Below are 19,300 nucleotides of genomic sequence, written 5' to 3'. Positions count from 1 at the left end.
CAGGTGGCTCAGTGGGTACCTTGCAATTGAGAAGAACCCAGTGATTTGAGGTAGATGTAGTTTATTCAACATCAATCACTTTGATAACCCCATCTATTGGATATGATTAATTCCACAATGGAACAATCAAGCCCCCCCGTTGACCCTAACGACCTGCTCATCTTTGCCAGCGTGGCTGAGTTGGGCAGCTTTAGCCGTGCCGCAGATCGCATGGGGCTGCCCAAATCGACCGTGTCGCGTCGGCTGGCTGCACTGGAACACCGCTTGGGCGAACGCCTGCTCTTGCGCACCACGCGCCGCCAGTCTTTGACCGAATTTGGCCAGCAGATGCTCGAGCATGCGCGCCAGGTTGTGCTTGAGGTGGAGGCCGTGACCGCTCTAAGCGAGCGTCGCCAGGCCACGCCGAGCGGGCGCTTGCGGGTATCCATGCCCAGTGACTTTGCCAACCTGTTGCTGGCTGACACGCTGGCAGCTTTTATTGCGCTCTATCCAGCGATTCAGCTTGAGCTTGATTTGTCACCACGTCGCGTTGATCTTCTGGGTGAAGGTTTTGACGTGGTGTTGCGCGTTGGAAACCTGCCTGACGACGCCTCGCTGGCGGCACGGCGCCTGGCGGTGTTTTCTTTCGGTTTGTATGCTGCGCCCAGTTACTTGGCCGAACACGGGGACCCGGTTGAACCTAATGACCTGGCACGGCATGCCGCCATTCGGATGCTGCAAGCCAATGGGGAGGCTGCCAGTTGGACACTGCAGCAAGGTGAGCAGCGTTGGCAGGGTGTTCCGCCAGGCAGGGCCAGCGCCAATGCACCCGAGTTGTTGATCAAGTTGACCTGCGCCGGCGCGGGTATTGCGGCCGTGCCGGATTACTTTGCTGCGCCTGATGTGCGCCGTGGTGCGTTGCGACGGGTTTTGCCGGGCTGGTGCTTGCCCAGCCAAACGGCATGGGCGGTGTTCCCGGAGCGCAAGCTGATGCCAGTTAAAACACGGGTTTTTATTGACATGTTGCATGCAGCGTTGGCTCAGGTGCCAGTTTGAGGTCCGTGTGGTCCGGCGTGTATTGCTGGATCATTGTTTCAATTTTGGAATGATGTTTCTCAAATGACATGGCTTATCAGGAAATGATGCGGTTAATAGAATAATCACATCGCCAACACAGCCCGTGCTGGCACTTCTAACCTGAAAGAAGCTTGACCATGAAATTACTGCACGTTGACGCCGGCATCCTGGGCAGCTATTCCGCCTCGCGCCAGCTCACCGCTGAAGTCGTGGCCCAATGGCTCAAGGGCCATCCCGACACCACGGTGGAATACCTCGATGTCGCGGCCAATCCGATCAGCCATTTCGGCGCCGATGCCATTGCCGTGAAGGGCATTGCCCAACCTGAGCCCAACGCCGCACAACGTGCCGAGAACGCCTTGTCCGAGCAACTGGTGAGCCAGTTTCTGGCGGCTGATGTGATCGTCATTGGCGCCCCGTTTTACAACTTCTCCATCCCGACCCAACTCAAGGCCTGGATTGACCGTCTGGCGCAACCGGGCCGCACCTTCAAGTACGTTGAGACCGGGCCGGTGGGTCTGGCCACCGGTAAAACCGTGATCGTGGCCTCCACACGAGGTGGCGCTTATGCCACCAGCGAAGGTGGCCAGGCCATGGAACACCAGGAGAGTTACCTCAAGGTGGTGTTTGGTTTCTTTGGCGTCACCGATGTGCGCATTGTTCGCGCTGAAGGCCTGGCCATGGGCGATGCGCCCAAGGCCGCCGCAATGAGCGCTGCGCGTGCCGAGATGGCAGCTGCCACGGTCTGAGGTTGGCCATCGCCTGGGGCGTCAGTGCGTCGACAATAGAAGTTTTCAAAGGTGTCAACTTGCTAAAAAAAGTCAAATATTTGTCAATGCAGCGCGGGTCTTGGCTGCTCTTGGCTGCCCTTGCCCTGGCCTTGGACGGGGTGGCCCTGTACCTTCAGCACGTCCTGAAGGTCGAACCCTGCAACGAATGCATTTACGTGCGCGTTGGTGTCCTTTGCATTGGGTTGTCTGGATTGTTGGGGGCGCTGGCTCCCAAGTATCTGGCGGTGCGCCTTGTTGCGCTGGCTGCTTGGCTGGCTGCTTTGGGTTGGAGTTTGTCCCGCATCTATCTGCTGCTTGACCTGGAGCGCGTGGTGCGCGAGGGCGGGGAGGCCAGTTGCAAGCGTTTCAAGGGTTTCCCGGACTGGATGCCACTGGACACCTGGCTGCCCAATGTGTTTGAACCTCGCGCCATGTGTGGCACGGTCAGCTGGACTTTTCTGGGGCACTCGGTCACCTTCTGGATTGGCGTCGCCTTGTCAGGCCTTGCCCTGGCGGCCGTATTGGCGTTGCTGGCCCAACCGTTTGCAGCAAAAAAAAGGCCTTGAGCCTTGGCCATCGCCCGGGTGTTGCGTGCCGATGGTTGGTCAATGATTCAAATCAAGCAGCCAACACGCAGGGTGTTTACTTTTGCCACCTGACTTGAGCGGACCAATCCGGTACAGTTCACGCCCATATGAGCCACCCACGCCCCTCCCTTGATGTTGCTGTGATCATGCAGCGTGTTGCAAACACCGGCTCTGCCAGCCGCTGGCAGCCTTGGCGCTGGGAGCTGGCAGATGTGGTCATGAACGAGCCAGGTTTTGGCACAGAGCCGCGCCTGCTTTATCAAAATGAGAGTACTCAGCGCTGGTTACACGGTGGCTTGAGGGTTGAATTGTTCACGGACGATGGCGAAGGCTACTACTTGAACGCCAGCACTGATGTGCCCAGCTGGTTTGTGCTTTGGCGCATGGATGACGAAGCCAATGTGGCCGATGAACCCATTCCACGCCCGCTGGTGGTGAGTCTGAGTTATTACGACGCCGGCCGATGGCTGGATGCACAGGAAACGGTCGAGCAAGTGGCAGCACCTGCTGACGTGGTGCAATGGTTGAAGGCGTTTGTCGATGAGCACCATGTGGTGGAACTCAAGCGACGCAAGCGGCCAGAGAGCTTCAGGTCGTTGACCGACCGGTTTGGCAACCCAGTGTCGATCAGCACCGAGAAGAAATCTGGTGGCGGTCAAGGCGGTGCCCGTGGCTGACGGATTTTTAGGCCGCTGGTCGCAGCGCAAACAAGCCCTGCGCGAGGGCAGGGCGGTGTCAGAGTTGCCAACGCCGACAGCCCCCGTTACTGATGCTGATTTGTCAGCGGCTGCCGTGCAGCAAAGCGTTACAGCGGTTGCTGGCGAGGCTGGTCGTGGCCCCCGGCCTGGCTTGGCGCCTGATGGCGTCGCGCTGCAACCGGGCGCAGGCGCTGCAGTAACGCAAAAACCAGCCCTAGCCCCAGTCCCAGCCCCGACTTTGGAAGACGTCAAGGCCTTGAATGCTGACAGCAGTTTTGCCCCGTTTGTCTCGCGCGACGTGGCGCCAGACGTGCGCAACGCCGCCATGAAAAAGCTCTTCACCGATCCGCATTACAACGTGATGGACGGTCTGGACATTTACATCGACGACTATGCCAAGCCTGACCCCATGCCCGCCGCCATGCTGCGCCAGATGGCCAGTGCCAAGTTTTTGAAATTGTTTGACGAGGAGCCGGACCAGGCCCCAGCCTCCACGTCAACTTCAGCCACCCCTATCGAAGACACCCCACATGACCACACTGATTTGCGACTGCAACCAGACGATGCCGCTCGACCCGAGGGCCTTGAGCGCGAGCCTGAACGAACCCCTGACGCTGCATTCCAGCCTGTGCCGCCGGGAAGCCGCTGAATTTTTGAAGGCTGCCGGCACTGGCGACGAGCTGGTGGTGGCGTGCACGCAAGAGTCGCGTCTGTTTGGCGAGCTGGCCGGGCAGGCCAACAGCACTGTCCCCATCAAGTTTGTCAACATCCGTGAAACCGGTGGCTGGAGCTTTGATGCCGCCAAGGCCAGTCCCAAAATTGCTGCCCTGCTGGCTGCTGCGCATTTGCCAGAACCCGATCCGGTGGCGACCGTCACTTTTAAGAGTGCAGGGCGCACACTGATCATTGGCGAATTGGGCGCGGCAGAACGCACCGCCGAGCTGTTGGGTGATGGGTTGGATGTGACGCTGTTCACCCAAGGCGTGGGGGACATGGGCGCAGCGCAAGAGCGCCGTTACCCGGTGCTGGGTGGTCAAATTCAAACACTGGCTGGCTGGCTTGGCGCGTTCGAGTTGACCTGGCAACAAAACAACCCGATTGACCTGGATTTGTGCACGCGCTGCAACGCCTGTCTGGCGGTGTGCCCAGAAGACGCCATTGGGCTGGACTATCAGATTGACCTGAAAGCTTGCGACGACCACCGCGCCTGCGTCAAGGTCTGCAAGGTCGCTGGCGCCATCGACTTCAATCGCACGCCGCAAAGCCACACCGACACCTTCGATCTGGTGCTGGATTTGCGCGCCACGCCAGCCTTCACCCAACACGCCAAACCACAAGGGTATTTGCATTGGGATGGGCGCGATTTGAAGGCGCTGCTGGCTTGGCGCGAGCTGGTGGGAGAGTTTGAGAAGCCCAAATTTTTCACCTACAAGCAAAAGCTCTGCGCTCACAGCCGCAACGAAAAAGAAGGCTGCACCGCCTGCATCGATGTGTGCTCGGCCAGTGCCATCAGCAGCGACAAGCGTCATCAACAAATCAAGGTTAACCCCAATTTGTGCGTGGGCTGCGGCACCTGCAGCACCGTGTGCCCCACCGGGGCCATGAGTTTTACTTACCCGCGCGCCAGCGACCAGGGTGTCAAGCTGAAAACCATGCTGTCCACCTACCTGCGCAGCGGCGGCAAAGACGCAGCGCTGCTGCTGCACAGCCAAGGCAAGGGCGCGCAGCTGCTGGGTGATCTGGGCCGCGCCGCACAGCTTGAAAAGGGCCAAAAAGACGGCACCCATGGCGTGCCGGCCCGCGTGCTGCCGGTGTCGCTGTGGCACACCTCATCGACCGGGCTGGAGCTGTGGCTCACGGCCGTGGCCTACGGTGCAAGCCAGGTCTGGGTGCTGATGACCGATGAAGAAGCGCCGCAATATGCCGACGCCGTGCGCAGCCAGATGGCGGTGGCGCAAACCATTCTGACCGGCCTGGGTTACCAGGGCGAACATTTCAAACTGCTGCAGGTGCGTGATGCGCGTGACCTGGCCGCGCTGGACCATGACCTGCAAGCCGCGCCCGCCCAAGCCCCTGCGCGCCACGCCAGCTTTGCCGTGCAGACCGACAAGCGGGCCACTTTGGAATTGGCGCTGGACCATCTGATCACCCACGCACCCAAGCAAGACGTGACCCCCATTGCCCTGCCTGCCATTGGCTCACCGCTGGGCACGCTCAAAATCAACAAAGACACCTGCACGCTGTGTCTGAGCTGCGTCAACGCTTGTCCCGCCGCGGCGCTGGCCGACAACATCGCTGCACCACAACTGCGTTTCATCGAAAAGAACTGTGTGCAGTGCGGCTTGTGCGTAACCACATGCCCGGAAAAGTCTCTCATGCTGGTGCCTCAATTGAACGTGGCGCCCCAGCGCAAGGAGTTTGTTGTGCTCAATGAGATGCAGCCGTACGCCTGCGTGCGTTGCAGCAAGCCCTTTGGCACCCTCAAAGGCATCGAGGCCATGCTGAGCAAGCTGTCAGGCCACAGCATGTTCCAGGGCGCTGCGCTGGACCGCCTGAAAATGTGCGGTGACTGCCGCGTCATTGACATTTATTCTGCCGACAACGAAATCAAAATCACCGATATCCAATCATGATGCCATTGCCCGACGCCACCACCAGCAGCGCGCTGGACGAAGAAACTGCTCGTTCTGAGCTTTATGGGCTTCTCGCCCCCGTTTATTATGCGCAACCAGCTATTGAATTAACAGCTGGCTTGCGTGCTGCTGCCACTGACTCACCGGCTGCGGGAGCCTTCCTGGAAGAGCCGTGGCGTGCATTGGTGGGCGTGGCCCGTGACATGACCGACGCACAAATCGCCACCGAGTTCGACACCCTGTTTGGCGGTGTCGGCAAGCCCGAGGTGTACCTGTATGCGTCGCATTACCTGAGCGGTTTTTTGAACGAAAAGCCGCTGGCGCGCCTGCGCACCGACCTCAATGGTCTGGGCCTGGCGCGTGATGAAACCATGAGTGAGACCGAAGACCACATCGCCTACCTGTTTGAGGTGATGCGCTACCTGATTGCCGGTGACGATGCGGCCGTGGCCAACCTGACGCAGCAACAAACCTTTTTTGCCGCGCACATTCAGTCCTGGGTGGGGCAACTGTGCGACACCTTGGCACGTCACCCCAAAGCCAGGTTTTACGCCGCCGTAGCCGAGCTGACCCGCGCCTTCATGAACGTGGAGGCGCAGGGGTTTGACATGCTGGCGTGAGGGGGATGTGGGGTGAAATTCTTCGTGGAATGAGCTGGTTTTGGGCTTTGAGCATATCCTTGTCGCTTTGAACCATGAAAGAAGCGCCCATGACCAGTCCGATGTATACGAATTCCGTCCCTGTCTTCAAGCAAATGCTGACAGCCCTGAAAACCATTTTGGGCAAGGCTGATGCGCACTGCGCCGCGAAATCAATCGAGCCTGGCGCGCTGTTACAAGCTCGTCTTTATCCCGATATGTTCCCTCTTCTCAAGCAAGTGCAGATCGCTTCGGACTTCGCACGCGGCATATCCGCGCGACTGGCTGGCATCGAAATTCCTGCCTTTGAAGGAAACGAGCAGAGCTTTCTCGATCTTGATGTTTTGCTGACCAAAACATTGACGTTTCTCGATGAATTGGACAGCGCACCCTTCCAAGGCAGCGAATTCAAAGAAATCGTGCTGCGTCCGGGTACGCCAAAAGAAAAGAAGCTGAGCGGACAGGTCTATTTGTCGAACTATGGATTGCCTCAATTTTTTTTCCACATGACGACCGCGTACGACATCTTGCGTCATAACGGGTTGGAAATCGGCAAGCGCGATTACATGGGTGCGTATTAGTGTCGCCGAGCGTGGCAACGCAGTTGCCCGTTCCATCTGCACCCTAAAAAAGCAATCACTGACTGTGAATCCGTGAACTCCCACCGCCAATCCATACGAATTGCCTCAATGTCTCGCTTTTAGGTCCGATTTTGGAAAAGCAAAAAAAAGGCCACCACCGCTCCGTGATACGGAAGTGGTTGCCGCAGTTTTGCATTTTCGACTCAATGGTAGTCACTCTCTCTTTGGTGTCGGATGGCGCCAATATGGACCCGGCTAGCAGTCTTTATCTCAAAGAGAACAACATAGCCTGTTGCTCCAAACGGGACAATCAACTCACGGACAAACGGACTGTTGTCTCCTTTGCGGCAGCTAAACGGGCTGACGGCTAGAAACTTGCACCCTTGCCGAATGGCCTCAATCGCTCTCGTTGGAATTTCAAGATTGCCAGTCGGACTGTTCAATTCACGCTCAAAGGCAAAATCAAACATTCTTACGAGATCTTCTTCGGCCTCGCGGCTGAATACGACCTGATAAATCATTGGGGGTGATTTTTTTGACGCTCTCTTGCGACTGCCACTTTAGCTTCCAGCTTGGCAATAACCGTTTCAGCCGGAATCCAGTCGCCAGCAGCCTCGGAGCGTGCAATTGCCGCTAGTCCGCGACGAACGAATTCGGACTGCTCCCGGCGACGCGAAACCTCGATCCGTACTGCATTCTCGACCAATGCAGCCATGGTTTCTCCATTATCAAGCGATTGTTCAATCTCTCTGCGAAAGGATGGTTCTATGCGAATAGGTGGGATCGTTGCTGTCTTCATAGAAACATTGTATCGCTTTTGCGATGCGCTTATCTGCTATTGGGAGATGGCGTTTTTTGCGAAACAACGCCCCGGTGGTTGCGCGCCGCTGCATCAATCCGCCAGCGCGTGGTCCGGGCCTGACACGGGTTCGTGTGCGGTCACATCCTTTAGCCCCAAACGTCCCCAAAAGGGCAGGCGCAACGCCGGTGTATTGAGGTCAATGCCAAAGTTCAGACCCAGCACATTGAATTCCAGACCTTCCTGTACCCCCACGCTCACGCCAAGCAAACCCAGCAGAGAAATTTGCAGGCCAGAGCCAGATGGTGAAACGCCCACCGGGCTCGTCAGCGGTCTGTAGTCTTTGCCGATGGCGTTGGCAGGCAAGTCGAGCTTGAGCGCTGGCACCTGTCGCCCGATGTGCGCCAGAAAAGTGTTGCTATTGGGGCCGGGGTAACTGCGGTATTGGTCGGCATAGGGGTAGTTGGCCACGGCGGCTTCGATGTCGTCAACCATGGCTTGGGCGTCGTCGCCCCGGTGCTCCACCAAAAGCTCAGGTGTTGACCCGTACCAGAGTCCGTCAGGCAGGGCGTAATTGCGCTGCACCACCTGTGGCGCCCGCCAGCCGACCACATCAAAACGGGTGTAGCTGGCCTCACCCTTGCGCTTGTAGATGATCCACGGATGCACGGCAAAGAAGCCGCGCCAGCCATAGGTTGGCGCGGCATAGACCTGGACAATGGCTGAGTCAATCAGCTGCACCGGGTCTGGTGCGATTGCCGCAGAGTGTCTTGGCGCAGTGGCCCAACTCCCGCGCGGCACTTCAGCCGTTGGTGGGCGTTCCTGCGCCCCCCCAGCTTGCGTGGCCAGCGCAAGGCAGACAAGAAGACCGGTGTGCAGCAAGCGGGTCAAGTGTTTCAAGATTCAGTGATTGTGACTCTGGATGAACGATTTAAGCGCCGGGTAGGTCACGTCATGCCAACGGTGACCGCTGAAAATGCCGTAGTGTCCCGCGCCCTTGATTTCCAGATGCTGGTGCTGTGCCTGTGGTATGCCAGGGCACAGGGTGTGAACCACCTGGGTCTGACCGATGCCAGTGATGTCATCGAGTTCGCCCTCGACCGACAAAACCGCCGTGTTGGTGATGTCCTGGGGGCGCACGCGCTCCATTTCGCCGTTCACGCTTTTAACATCCCAAGTGCCCAAGGCCAGGCTGTGGTCCTGGAACACGACCTTGATCGTCTCCAGGTAAAAGTCGGCGTCCATGTCCAGCACGGCGTTGTATTCGTCATAGAACTTGCGGTGCGCCTCGGCGCTGGCGTCATCACCTTTGACCAGGTCCTGGTAATAATCCACGTGGTGCTGGGCATGGTTGCTTGGGTTCATGGCGACAAAACCGGTGTGCTGCAAGAAACCGGGGTAGACGCGCCGTCCAGCCCCTGCAAAGTTGGCTGGCACCTTGTAAATGACGTTTTTCTCGAACCAGTCAAAGCTCTTTTCGGAAGCAAATTTGTTTACCGCAGTGGGGGCTATGCGGCAATCCATCGGGCCACCCATCATGGTCATGCTCAAGGGGGTGGTCTCGCCGCGGCTGGCCATCAAGGAGATGGCGGCCAGCACCGGCACCGTGGGCTGACAGACACTGAGCACGTGGCAATTGCCATGCACGCCCTGCAGGTGGCGAATGAACGCCTGCACATAGTTCACATAGTCATCGAGGTGGAATTCGCCTTCCGACAAGGGAATCAGGCCGGCATTTTTCCAGTCCGTGATGAACACCGTGTGGTCCTGGAGCATGGTCTTGGCGGTGTCGCGCAAGAGGGTTGCATAGTGGCCTGACAGCGGTGCCACGATAAGAACGACCGGCTGGTCCTGAATTTTTTTAAGTGTCTCCACGTCGTTACTGAAACGACTGAAATTGAGCAAGCGGCAAAACGGTTTGTCTAGCTCAACCTGCTCATGGATGACCACGTTGACCCCATCGATGTCAACGGTCTTCAGGTTGAACTCTGGCTTTTTGTAATCTTTGCCCAAGCGGTGCAGCAAGTTATAGCCGGCTGACAGATTCTTGGCAAACGGATTCTCCCCGATCATGGGCCAAGGCTTGGTGTAAAACTTGGCGGCTGAGTTGGCAAGGTCCACAAACGGTTTGTTGAGCGCGCGATGTGTTTCGTGGAGTTGGTAAAGCATGATTTTAAGATTCTCAAGTTTGTGACGGCTCGTGAGCTAGTCAGGGGTAACACGGCTGTGGTGCACTAAGACGAGAGCCGGATGTCATTGACACCTAGGGAAAACCCTATGAAGTATAGGCGTTTGATGTGACCGCGACTGATCAGTATGGTCTTATGACGCAACACGTCGCGCCAAAAGCCGACTGCAAAGCGATGGCAGTTGGGCTTGTTCTGCCTATGTCATGGTGTTGGCGACCACCTCCTCACACGGCAACCAAACGCCAAACACTGCGCCGCTTGCGTCTTTCACCTGATCGGTCCGGTTCCCGGCGCTGATGCTGCCCCCATAACGCTCCACCAGCCCAACGCTGATCCACAAGCCCAGTCCATTGCCATCGTTTTTGGTGGTAAAAAACGGGCTGAACAGGCGATCTTTGGCAGCTTCACTCAAGCCTGAGCCTGTGTCGCAGACCTCAATCAACACCCCCGCACGATCCGTTGCATCGGCCTGGTCGCTGCTGCGCAGGGTGAGGGTGCCACCGTCTGGCATGGCCTGCATGGCATTGATCATCAGGTTGATCAGCACTTGTTGCAGTTCTTGCCGGTTGATGTTGACGCATTGGCTGGCGTGCAACTGGCGTTCCACTTTGATTTTGGTGCTGCCAAGCAGGTGCTCCACCAACACCAATGAACTCGCCAGCGCGGCGTTCACGTCCACTGCATCGACGTAGCCCGCATAGTCATTGGGGCGGGCGTATTGCAGCAACTGCGTCACGATCAGCCGCATGCGGTCAATTTGCTGGTCGATCAGCTTGAATTCGGCCGCCACGGGTTGTGCTTGCGGGCCAAGCGTCTCGCGCACTAGGTCCAGGTTGCCCTGCATCACGGCAATGGGGTTGTTGATCTCGTGCGCCACGCTGGCCGTGAGCTGGCCAATGGCCGCCAGTTTTTCTGACTTGACAAGCTGTGCCTGCGTTTGTTGCAGCGACTGGTTGCTGCTGGCCAGCTCTTGTGTGCGCGCCGCCACCTTGGCATCGAGCTCTTGCCCCCAGTGCTGGAGCGTCGCGGTTTTGTCGTCAATCACATCCAGCAATTGGTCCAGATGACCAGCTAACGCGCCGAGCTCATCGCGTTGCGCGAGAACACCTACACGCGCTGTTGTCTGTCCCTCTTCAATTTGCTGCATGGTGTGGTTCATCAGCTCCACGGGCTGAAAAATGCTTCGCGCCCAGCGCAGAGACGCCCATGCGGCCAACAGCATGGCTGCGCCAAAGATGCCAATCACCATGGCCAGCAGGCCAAATTTGACCTGACGAAACGGGGTTTCCAGATAGCCCACATACAGCATGCCGATGCGCTCGTGTTGCGCATTCAGCAGTGGCTCATAAGCCGACACATACCAGTCGTTGACGACAAAGGCACGGTCCAGCCAGGTCTGGCCCTGGCCCAACACAGTGTCACGCACGGCTTGCGACACGCGTGTGCCAATGGCCCGCTGGTCTTGAAACAGCCGCACGTTGGTGGTGATTCGCACGTCGTCCAAAAACAGCGTGGCCGTGCCCTTGCTGCCCAGCGGCAAAGAGCCTTCAGGGTAGACGATGGCGTTGATGTGGTCAATGAAAGGCAAGTTCTGGTTCAGCAGCGTGCCACCCTGCAGCCAGCCCAGAAGCTGCCCGCCATCTCCACGCACGGCAAAGCTGGCGCGCATCAGCAGGGCACGGTCTTCGTGTGTGCGCTCGGTGGCTGCGGCGTTGCGCGTGGGCACCAGGGCAATGTGCAGGCGCTCGCTCAAGTGCGGTGCCAGGCTGAGCAACTGGGCCTTGTCCAGGCGTTGCAACTGGTTGTATTCAAAGGCCGAATCTTTAAGAAAAAATGACTCGTATCCCTTGTGTATATTGCGTGAGTAGCTATCACGTTTATTCCAACTGGCAGCTACCAGTGCGCCTTGCGGGTCGTACAGGTTGACAAAATCCAGCTGGTGCGCTTGTTGGGCCTGGCCCAGCACGCTTTGCACCGCTGCCCGGTCTGCCTTGGCCAGGGCCTGATGCAGCGCATGTGACTGCGCAGTGGCCCGGGTGGACGCACCCACGTCAGCCTGAACCTGCGAGAAATAGCCGCTGGCCACCGCCAGGTCGCTGTGAATTTTGGTGATCAGCAGCTGGTTGTAGGCAGCATTGCCCCACACCATCAGCGCGGCCATGAGCAGGGGCAACACCACCACCAGCGGCAGCAGCGCCAAGGCCATCAACTTGTGCCGCACCGACAGCTGCTGCCAATGCGCGCGCAGCCAGCCAGTGCTCATGCACCAGCCCAGTCGGCGCAGCGGCGCTCCAACGTGCGCCGCGAGATGCCCAGCAGCACAGCCGCGCGGGTTTTGTCGCCTTGCACGCTGTCCAGCACCGACTGAATGTGCTGCTTCTCCAGGGTCTGAAGATCTGTGGGGTGCGTCGTGTGTGCGGTGGCATTGCGTGCCACCGTGCCATACAAGGCCGACACATTGAGTTCGCCCAGAATCAGGGATCGCTCAATCAGGTTGCGCAGTTCACGGGCATTGCCAGGCCAGTCGTACTGCAGAAGGTAAGCCATTTGCTCCGTGCTGATGTGGATGGGTGGCACGCCAATGCGCGGGGCCAGTTGCGCCATGAAATGTGTCACCAGGTCGGCAATGTCTTCCTTGCGTTCGCGAAGCGGTGCCAGGGTGATGTCCACCACCTGCAGCCGGTAATACAGGTCTTTGCGAAAGCGACCGGCAGCCACCTCTTGTTCAAGCACCCGGTTGCTGGCGGCCATGATGCGCACATTCACTGGAATCAGCTGGTTGCTGCCCACGGGGCGAATCTGCAGGTCTTCCAGCGCGCGAAGCAGGGCGGCCTGCAACGGCGGTGGCAGTTCGGCCACTTCGTCCAGAAACAGCGTGCCGCCCTGCGCGTAGTAAAACAGGCCGTCACGCGCGCTGGTCGTGCCTTTGAGTGCGCCCTTGGCATAACCAAACAGGGTGCCTTCCATCAACTCCGGGGAGCTGCTGGCACAGTTCACTGGCACGAAGGGGCCGAGGTTGCGGGGGCTCAAATGGTGCAGGGCGCGCGCCACCAGCTCTTTGCCGGTGCCGGATTCACCTTGCAGCAGCACGGTGCTGTCGACTTGTGCCACGCGTGGCAAAGATTCGCGCAGGTTCTGCATGAATGCTGACCCGCCGATCAAGCCAGTGGTGGTGTCGGTTTGCCGAGACAGGGTGTGTCTGAGCACAAAGTTTTCCCGGGCCAACCGGGCACATTCAAAACAATGCTTGATGGCGTTAAGGATTTGCGGCACCCGAAAGGGTTTCAAGATGAAGTCTGACGCACCAGCGCGCAGCGCTTCAATGGCGGTTTCCAGGTCCGCAAACGCGGTGATCAAAATCACGCAGCCACGAAATCCCTGCGCGCGCAACGCCTGTAGCCAGGCCAAGCCACTTTGCCCTGGCAGCGAGATGTCAAGAATGATCAGGTCAACGTGTTGTTTCAGCAAGTACTGCGCGCCTTCTTCGGCCGTGCCTGCGGCGTGCACGGTGTGGCACCGTGGCACCAGCGTTTTGACCAAAAAATTGCGCATGCCGGGCTCGTCGTCGACGATCAATATGGACCAATCAGGCCAGCCCTCCAGAATTTTTGCAGGCGCAATATCTGACGCGTTGAGGGTGTTTGTGTTTGGCATAGGCGAAGAAATTCTATCGATAGACCCGACAAAATCAGTCGGGTAAAAATATATTTCGGGGAAGCCAAGGCCATTGCTCCGTATTTCATGGCCGACTTGCAGTCGGCCATGCCGGCGCGATGTGCGACAACTTGTCGCACGCGGCGTGACATTTTGGCGTCTTGGCGCGTCCTGATGAGCGGGCAATGGCAGTAACTCTGCAGGCCCCGGGAGTGTCTGGTTTGTTGATGGGTGATCGGATTGAGTGGCATGAATGCTGCTTGATGCGCGCAAGGTTAAACGTCCTGATCTGAAGACCCGAACTGACGCACCGGATGAATCGGCTCGACCGTGAGTTCACCGGGGTTTTCCCGCTTGCTGAAGCACTTGCTTATGGTTAAATTCCAGCGAATAGAGCTATGTCGCTGGGTTCATAAGTATTTCACCTGAGGAGACTCATCATGCCTTCATCCCCCTCCAAATTGTCGCGCCGCACTCTTTTTGCAGGTGCTGGCGCGGCCGGTGCGCTCGCCGCGGCGGTCAGTGTCATGCCATCGCTGCCAGTGGCGCCACAAGCGGCTGCTCCAGAGCGAGCCAAGCCTGAAAAAGGTGGGGGTTATGCGCTCAGTGACCACGTTGCCCAGTACTACAAGACGGCACGCGTCTGACCCGCCATTCATCAAGATTTTCGGAGACTGCCATGTTATTGACCAAGAAATCGGGTACCTCGGGTGGTGATCTGCGCACGCCGTTTGTTCACAGCCTACGCCGTGGCTTGAGCCAAGCCTTGCCCACCATGGATCGCCGCGCATTTTTGCGCCGCTCGGGTTTGGGCGTGGGCGTGGGGCTTGCCGCCTCGCAGCTCACGCTGGTGAAAAAATCACACGCGGCTAGCGGCAACACGCTGGTGGGCGAGGGAAAGATCGAGATCAAACGCACCATCTGCACGCATTGCTCAGTCGGCTGCGCAGTGGATGCGGTGGTAGAAAACGGCGTCTGGGTGCGCCAGGAACCTGTGTTTGACTCACCCATCAATCTCGGTGCGCATTGCGCCAAAGGCGCCGCATTGCGCGAACACGGCCACGGAGAATTCCGTCTGCGTTACCCGATGAAATTGGTCAACGGCAAGTACCAGCGCATCAGTTGGGACACGGCCTTGAATGAGATCACCGCCAGAATGCAGGAGCTGAAAAAGGCCAGTGGCCCGGACAGCGTGTATTTTGTGGGCTCAAGCAAACACAACAACGAGCAGTCTTACCTGTTGCGCAAGTTTGTCAGCTTTTGGGGCACCAACAACTGCGACCACCAGGCGCGTATTTGCCACAGCACCACGGTGGCCGGTGTGGCCAACACCTGGGGTTATGGCGCCATGACCAACTCCTACAACGACATGCAAAACAGCAAGTGCGCGTTGTACATTGGCTCGAATGCCGCTGAAGCGCACCCGGTCAGCATGTTGCACATGCTGCATGCTAAGGAAAACGGCTGCAAGATGATTGTGGTGGACCCGCGTTTTACCCGCACGGCCGCCAAGGCAGATGAATTTGTGCGCATTCGTTCGGGTTCGGACATTGCCTTTATTTTTGGCGTGCTGTACCACGTGTTCCAGAATGGCTGGGAAGACAAACAGTACATCAATGATCGGGTCTACGGCATGGACAAGGTCAAGGCCGAGGTCATGGCCAACTGGACGCCTGACAAGGTCGAAGAGGTTTGCGGCGTCAAGGAAGATCAGGTGCTTCGCGTTGCCAAAATGATGAGCGACAACCGCCCCAGCACGCTGGTGTGGTGCATGGGCCAAACCCAGCACACCATTGGCAACGCCATGGTGCGTGCGTCGTGCATCCTGCAACTTGCTTTGGGTAACGTCGGCAAAAGCGGTGGCGGCACCAATATTTTCCGCGGTCACGACAACGTGCAAGGGGCGACCGATGTCGGCCCCAACCCGGATTCATTGCCGGGTTATTACGGCATTGCCGAAGGCTCCTGGAAGCATTACGCCAAGGTCTGGGGTGTGGATTACGAATGGATCAAGAAGCAATTTGCCTCACCTGCGATGATGACCAAGCCTGGCATCACGGTGTCGCGCTGGATTGACGGCGTGCTGGAGAAAAACGAACTGATCGACCAGGACAGCAACCTGCGAGGCGTGTTCTATTGGGGCCATTCACCCAATTCTCAAACCCGTGGTCTGGAAATGAAACGTGCCATGGACAAGCTTGATTTGTTGGTGGTGGTCGACCCCTATCCGTCAGCTACTGCAGCCATGGCGGCGATGCCTGGCAAGCCTGAAGACCTGAACCCAAATCGTGCGGTGTACCTGTTGCCGGCAGCCACCCAGTTTGAGACCAGCGGTTCGGTGACGGCATCGAACCGCTCCCTTCAGTGGCGTGAAAAGGTCATTGAACCACTGTGGGAGAGCCGCTCTGACCACATGATCATGCAGCAGTTTGCTGACAAGCTTGGCTTTGGAAAAGAGCTGGCTGGCAACTACAAAATGCAAAAAGTGCACGGCATGGACGAGCCCACGCCGGAGAGCATTTTGAGCGAGATCAACACTGCCACCTGGACCATTGGCTACACGGGCCAAAGCCCGGAGCGCCTCAAGGCGCACATGCGCAACATGCACCTGTTTGATGTGAAGACCTTGCGTGCCAAGGGTGGCAAGGACAAGGAAACCGGTTACGACTTCACGGGTGATTATTTTGGCTTGCCGTGGCCGTGTTATGGCACGCCTGAATTGAAGCACCCAGGCTCGCCCAACCTGTACGACACCTCAAAACACGTGATGGACGGCGGTGGTAACTTCCGCGCCAACTTCGGTGTGGAAAAAGATGGCGTGAATTTGCTGGCAGAAGATGGCTCGCACTCGTTGGGTGCTGACATCACTACCGGGTACCCCGAGTTTGACCATGTGTTGCTCAAAAAGCTGGGCTGGTGGGCCGATTTGACTGAGGCCGAGCAAAAAGCCGCCGAGGGCAAGAACTGGAAGACCGACCTGTCGGGCGGCATCCAGCGTGTGGTGCTCAAGGTGCACGGCTGTCACGTGTTTGGCAACGCCAAGGCACGTGCCGTGGTGTGGAACTTCCCCGATGCCATCCCGAAACACCGCGAACCGCTGTATGGCATTCGCCCCGATTTGGTGGCCAAGTACCCGACGCACGATGACAAAAAAGCCTTTTGGCGTTTGCCCACTTTGTTCAAGACCGTGCAGGACAAGAACATCGCTGACAAGGTGCATGAGAAGTTCCCGTTCATCATGACCTCTGGCCGCTTGACCGAGTACGAAGGTGGCGGCGAGGAAACCCGCTCCAACCCCTGGTTGGCCGAGTTGCAGCAGGAAATGTTCATCGAGATCAACCCCAAGGTGGCGGCTGATAAGGGCATTCGCAATGGCGAGCGGGCCTGGGTGTCAACGCCGACTGGGGCGCGTCTGAATGTGCAGGCGCTGGTGACGGAGCGTGTCGGGCCTGACACCGTGTTCATGCCGTTCCACTTCTCGGGGCGTTGGCAAGGGGCTGATATGTTGGCGTACTACCCGACGGGAGCGGCACCCATTGTGCGTGGCGAGGCCATCAACACCGGCACCACGTATGGTTACGACAGCGTCACCATGATGCAAGAAACCAAGACCACGGTCTGTAACGTCGAACGCGCATAAGGAGAACAACATGGCACGTATGAAATTTGTTTGCGACGCAGAGCGCTGTATTGAGTGCAACGGTTGCGTCACCGCCTGTAAAAACGAGCACGAGGTGCCTTGGGGTGTGAACCGCCGCCGCGTGGTCACGCTCAACGATGGTGTACCCGGTGAGAAGTCCATCTCGGTGGCTTGCATGCACTGCAGCGATGCCCCCTGCATGGCCGTGTGCCCGGTCAACTGCTTTTACCGTACCGACGAAGGGGTGGTGTTGCATGACAAGGACGTGTGCATTGGCTGCGGTTATTGCAGTTATGCCTGCCCGTTTGGCGCACCGCAGTTTCCAAGCCAAGGCACCTTTGGTGTGCGTGGCAAGATGGACAAGTGCACTTTCTGCGCCGGTGGCCCCGAGGCGAATGGCAGCCAGGCCGAGTTTGAAAAATATGGCCGCAACCGCCTGGCCGAAGGCAAGCTGCCGGCTTGCGCTGAAATGTGCTCGACCAAAGCGCTGATTGCGGGTGACGGCGATGTGGTGGCCGACATCTTTCGCAACCGTGTGTTGCGTCGCGGCAAGGGTGCTGAAGTGTGGGGCTGGGGCACCGCGTACGGTGCCAAACAAGCGGGCAAGCCCGGCGTTGCTGCACCAGAAGGGGCCAAGTCATGAAGCAAGTTATTTTTTCAGTGATGCTGCTGGCGGGTTTGTCGGCTTGCAGTGAAAAACCACAGGTACTTGATGCCAACAAACACGACAGCGCGGCCTACACCGGCACGGGCAAAGCCTTTGTCAACAAAGACTGGAAGCCGGGCGACAAAACCAGCTGGGAGTCGCAGTTAAAGGCGCGTCAGCAGTACGGCCAAAACGACTACACCCGCATGAACTGAGCAGGAGGCCTCCCATGAAGTACGCCTTGATATTAAGTTGTGCGCTGGCGCTGGGTACCGGGTCGGCGGTGGCCCAGACCAGCCCGGCCGCTGCTCCTGCCGCACCCGCTGTGGTACAGGCCACGCCGGGTATCCAAAGCCAGAACATCATGGATGTCTTGCCTGATGCCACCGAAGCCCCCGGATACGCCACACAAACCAATGGTGAACGCGCTCGCGTGCAGCCTGGCAACAATGCGCCCATGTGGCGCCAAGTGGGCTCGGGTGTGGCTGGCTACAGCAGCTTGCCCGTGACACAGGCACCTGAAGCGGGTGTGTTGATCCAGCCGTTTGTGCAGTACCCGGGGTCGCGCCTGACCAACGCAGGCGAAGCCTGGCGGCAAACCCGCAACAATTGGCTCATTCCCTATGGCGGGGCGCTGGTGTTGATCACCTTGTTGGCGTTGGCCATCATGTTCTTCACCAAAGGGCCTTTGGGGCACGACTACCCCGCCAACAGCAAGAAGATTGAGCGATTCACCCCGTTTGAGCGGGCGGCGCATTGGGCCAACGCATTTGCCTTCGTTGCCTTGGCGGTGTCTGGCCTGACGATGGCATTTGGCAAATTCTTCTTGTTGCCCGTGATCGGCACCACCTTGTTCGGCTGGTTGACTTATGTGCTAAAAAACGTGCACAACTTCATTGGCCCGTTGTTTGCCGTGTCCCTGGTGATGGTCATCGCCATCTTTGTCAAAGACAACATTGCCAATGCAGCCGACTTCAATTGGTTGAAAAAACTGGGTGGCATGTTGGGCGACGAACAGGTGCCATCGCACCGCTTCAACGCGGCTGAAAAGGGTGTGTTCTGGTGGGCAGTCACCATCCCCGGTCTGGTGGTGGTGGTCTCTGGCCTGGTGTTGGACCAACTGGTGCCCGGTTTGGGGTTTCTGCGCAGCGACATGCAGATTGCCAGCATGGTGCACTCTGCCATGGCGTTCTGGATTGCGGCCATTTTGATCGGCCACATCTACATGGGCACCATTGGCACGCGTGGCGCACTTGAAGGTATGAAGACGGGTTATGTGACTGAAGGCTGGGCCAAGGAGCACCATGAGCTTTGGTACAACGACGTCAAGTCGGGCAAGATTCCAGCGCAACGTGGGTCAGCACCGGCCCCTTCCGCCCCTGCGGGCAACCCGGTTCGAGTTTGAGATG

The 19,300-nt window shown here is 58.2% G+C and carries 19 protein-coding genes; 13 read left to right on the top strand and 6 right to left on the bottom strand.

The window, feature by feature from the left end; all coding sequences use genetic code 11:
• Positions 1 to 117 precede the first annotated feature (117 nt).
• The 8 genes from PHQ58_RS07955 (at position 118) to PHQ58_RS07920 (ending at position 6,963) form a co-directional block, all read left to right on the top strand.
• Entirely contained in the window at positions 118 to 1,035 is a 918-nt protein-coding gene (locus tag PHQ58_RS07955; protein ID WP_300109482.1) for a LysR family transcriptional regulator, read from the top strand.
• 158 nt (positions 1,036 to 1,193) lie between these two features.
• Positions 1,194 to 1,805, top strand: coding sequence for an NAD(P)H-dependent oxidoreductase (locus PHQ58_RS07950; protein WP_300109479.1), 612 nt, complete (start codon positions 1,194 to 1,196; stop codon positions 1,803 to 1,805).
• Between the two features lie 86 nt (positions 1,806 to 1,891).
• Positions 1,892 to 2,392, top strand: a complete 501-nt coding sequence (locus tag PHQ58_RS07945; RefSeq protein ID WP_300109747.1) for a disulfide bond formation protein B — start codon at positions 1,892 to 1,894, stop codon at positions 2,390 to 2,392.
• Positions 2,393 to 2,520: 128 nt separating this feature from the next.
• Positions 2,521 to 3,090: a DUF3305 domain-containing protein gene (locus tag PHQ58_RS07940; RefSeq protein ID WP_300109476.1), complete on the top strand. Its 570-nt coding sequence runs from the start codon at positions 2,521 to 2,523 to the stop codon at positions 3,088 to 3,090.
• Positions 3,062 to 3,760 (top strand): DUF3306 domain-containing protein, encoded by a 699-nt coding sequence (locus PHQ58_RS07935; RefSeq protein ID WP_300109473.1) that lies wholly within the window; start codon positions 3,062 to 3,064, stop codon positions 3,758 to 3,760. The genes PHQ58_RS07940 and PHQ58_RS07935 overlap by 29 nt, the downstream gene beginning before the upstream one ends.
• Positions 3,642 to 5,744: a 4Fe-4S dicluster domain-containing protein gene (locus PHQ58_RS07930; RefSeq protein ID WP_300109470.1), complete on the top strand. Its 2,103-nt coding sequence runs from the start codon at positions 3,642 to 3,644 to the stop codon at positions 5,742 to 5,744. Before PHQ58_RS07935 ends, PHQ58_RS07930 begins: the two co-directional genes overlap by 119 nt.
• A complete protein-coding gene (locus PHQ58_RS07925) occupies positions 5,741 to 6,364 on the top strand; it encodes a molecular chaperone TorD family protein (protein ID WP_300109467.1) in 624 nt (207 codons plus the stop codon). The genes PHQ58_RS07930 and PHQ58_RS07925 overlap by 4 nt, the downstream gene beginning before the upstream one ends.
• 89 nt (positions 6,365 to 6,453) lie before the next feature.
• Positions 6,454 to 6,963, top strand: coding sequence for a DUF1993 family protein (locus PHQ58_RS07920; protein ID WP_300109744.1), 510 nt, complete (start codon positions 6,454 to 6,456; stop codon positions 6,961 to 6,963).
• A 203-nt stretch (positions 6,964 to 7,166) separates the two neighbouring features.
• On the opposite strand, the gene PHQ58_RS07915 is transcribed toward PHQ58_RS07920, so the two are convergent.
• The 6 genes from PHQ58_RS07915 to PHQ58_RS07890 all read right to left on the bottom strand — a co-directional run bounded on the left by PHQ58_RS07915 (position 7,167) and on the right by PHQ58_RS07890 (position 13,605).
• Entirely contained in the window at positions 7,167 to 7,484 is a 318-nt protein-coding gene (locus PHQ58_RS07915) for a type II toxin-antitoxin system RelE/ParE family toxin (RefSeq protein ID WP_300109464.1), read from the bottom strand.
• The gene (locus PHQ58_RS07910) at positions 7,481 to 7,762 is read right to left on the bottom strand and encodes a YlcI/YnfO family protein (protein WP_300109461.1); all 282 of its coding nucleotides are present in this window, start codon (positions 7,760 to 7,762) and stop codon (positions 7,481 to 7,483) included. Before PHQ58_RS07910 ends, PHQ58_RS07915 begins: the two co-directional genes overlap by 4 nt.
• A 93-nt stretch (positions 7,763 to 7,855) precedes the next feature.
• Complete coding sequence (locus PHQ58_RS07905) at positions 7,856 to 8,662, bottom strand: DUF3750 domain-containing protein (RefSeq protein WP_300109458.1); 807 nt, start codon at positions 8,660 to 8,662, stop codon at positions 7,856 to 7,858.
• A gap of 3 nt (positions 8,663 to 8,665) precedes the next feature.
• Entirely contained in the window at positions 8,666 to 9,931 is a 1,266-nt protein-coding gene (locus tag PHQ58_RS07900; RefSeq protein ID WP_300109455.1) for a polyhydroxyalkanoate depolymerase, read from the bottom strand.
• A 216-nt stretch (positions 9,932 to 10,147) separates the two neighbouring features.
• Positions 10,148 to 12,214 (bottom strand): cache domain-containing protein, encoded by a 2,067-nt coding sequence (locus PHQ58_RS07895; protein ID WP_300109452.1) that lies wholly within the window; start codon positions 12,212 to 12,214, stop codon positions 10,148 to 10,150.
• Positions 12,211 to 13,605 carry a sigma-54 dependent transcriptional regulator gene (locus PHQ58_RS07890; protein ID WP_300109450.1) on the bottom strand — a complete coding sequence of 465 codons (1,395 nt, stop codon included), beginning with the start codon at positions 13,603 to 13,605 and terminating at the stop codon, positions 12,211 to 12,213. Before PHQ58_RS07890 ends, PHQ58_RS07895 begins: the two co-directional genes overlap by 4 nt.
• Before the next feature lie 440 nt (positions 13,606 to 14,045).
• Here PHQ58_RS07890 and PHQ58_RS07885 point away from each other — a divergent pair, with 440 nt between their 5' ends.
• Genes PHQ58_RS07885 through PHQ58_RS07865 form a run of 5 tightly spaced genes read left to right on the top strand, consistent with a single transcriptional unit; the run spans position 14,046 to position 19,296 of the window.
• Positions 14,046 to 14,252 (top strand): formate dehydrogenase, encoded by a 207-nt coding sequence (locus tag PHQ58_RS07885; RefSeq protein WP_300109447.1) that lies wholly within the window; start codon positions 14,046 to 14,048, stop codon positions 14,250 to 14,252.
• Positions 14,253 to 14,284: 32 nt separating this feature from the next.
• On the top strand, positions 14,285 to 17,245 hold the full coding sequence (locus PHQ58_RS07880; protein ID WP_300109444.1) for a formate dehydrogenase subunit alpha: 2,961 nt from the start codon (positions 14,285 to 14,287) through the stop codon (positions 17,243 to 17,245).
• 10 nt (positions 17,246 to 17,255) lie between these two features.
• Complete coding sequence (gene fdh3B / locus PHQ58_RS07875) at positions 17,256 to 17,888, top strand: formate dehydrogenase FDH3 subunit beta (protein WP_300109441.1); 633 nt, start codon at positions 17,256 to 17,258, stop codon at positions 17,886 to 17,888.
• A complete protein-coding gene (locus PHQ58_RS07870; RefSeq protein ID WP_300109438.1) occupies positions 17,885 to 18,106 on the top strand; it encodes a hypothetical protein in 222 nt (73 codons plus the stop codon). Before fdh3B ends, PHQ58_RS07870 begins: the two co-directional genes overlap by 4 nt.
• Positions 18,107 to 18,120: 14 nt before the next feature.
• Positions 18,121 to 19,296, top strand: coding sequence for a formate dehydrogenase subunit gamma (locus PHQ58_RS07865; protein WP_300109435.1), 1,176 nt, complete (start codon positions 18,121 to 18,123; stop codon positions 19,294 to 19,296).
• The last annotated feature ends 4 nt before the right edge of the window (positions 19,297 to 19,300 follow it).

The sequence above is a fragment of the Rhodoferax sp. genome (assembly GCF_028688795.1).
In the GTDB taxonomy this organism is placed as follows: domain Bacteria; phylum Pseudomonadota; class Gammaproteobacteria; order Burkholderiales; family Burkholderiaceae_C; genus Rhodoferax.
The sequence above is the reverse complement of the archived record's forward strand: the minus strand, read 5'-3'. Positions and strand labels throughout refer to the sequence as shown.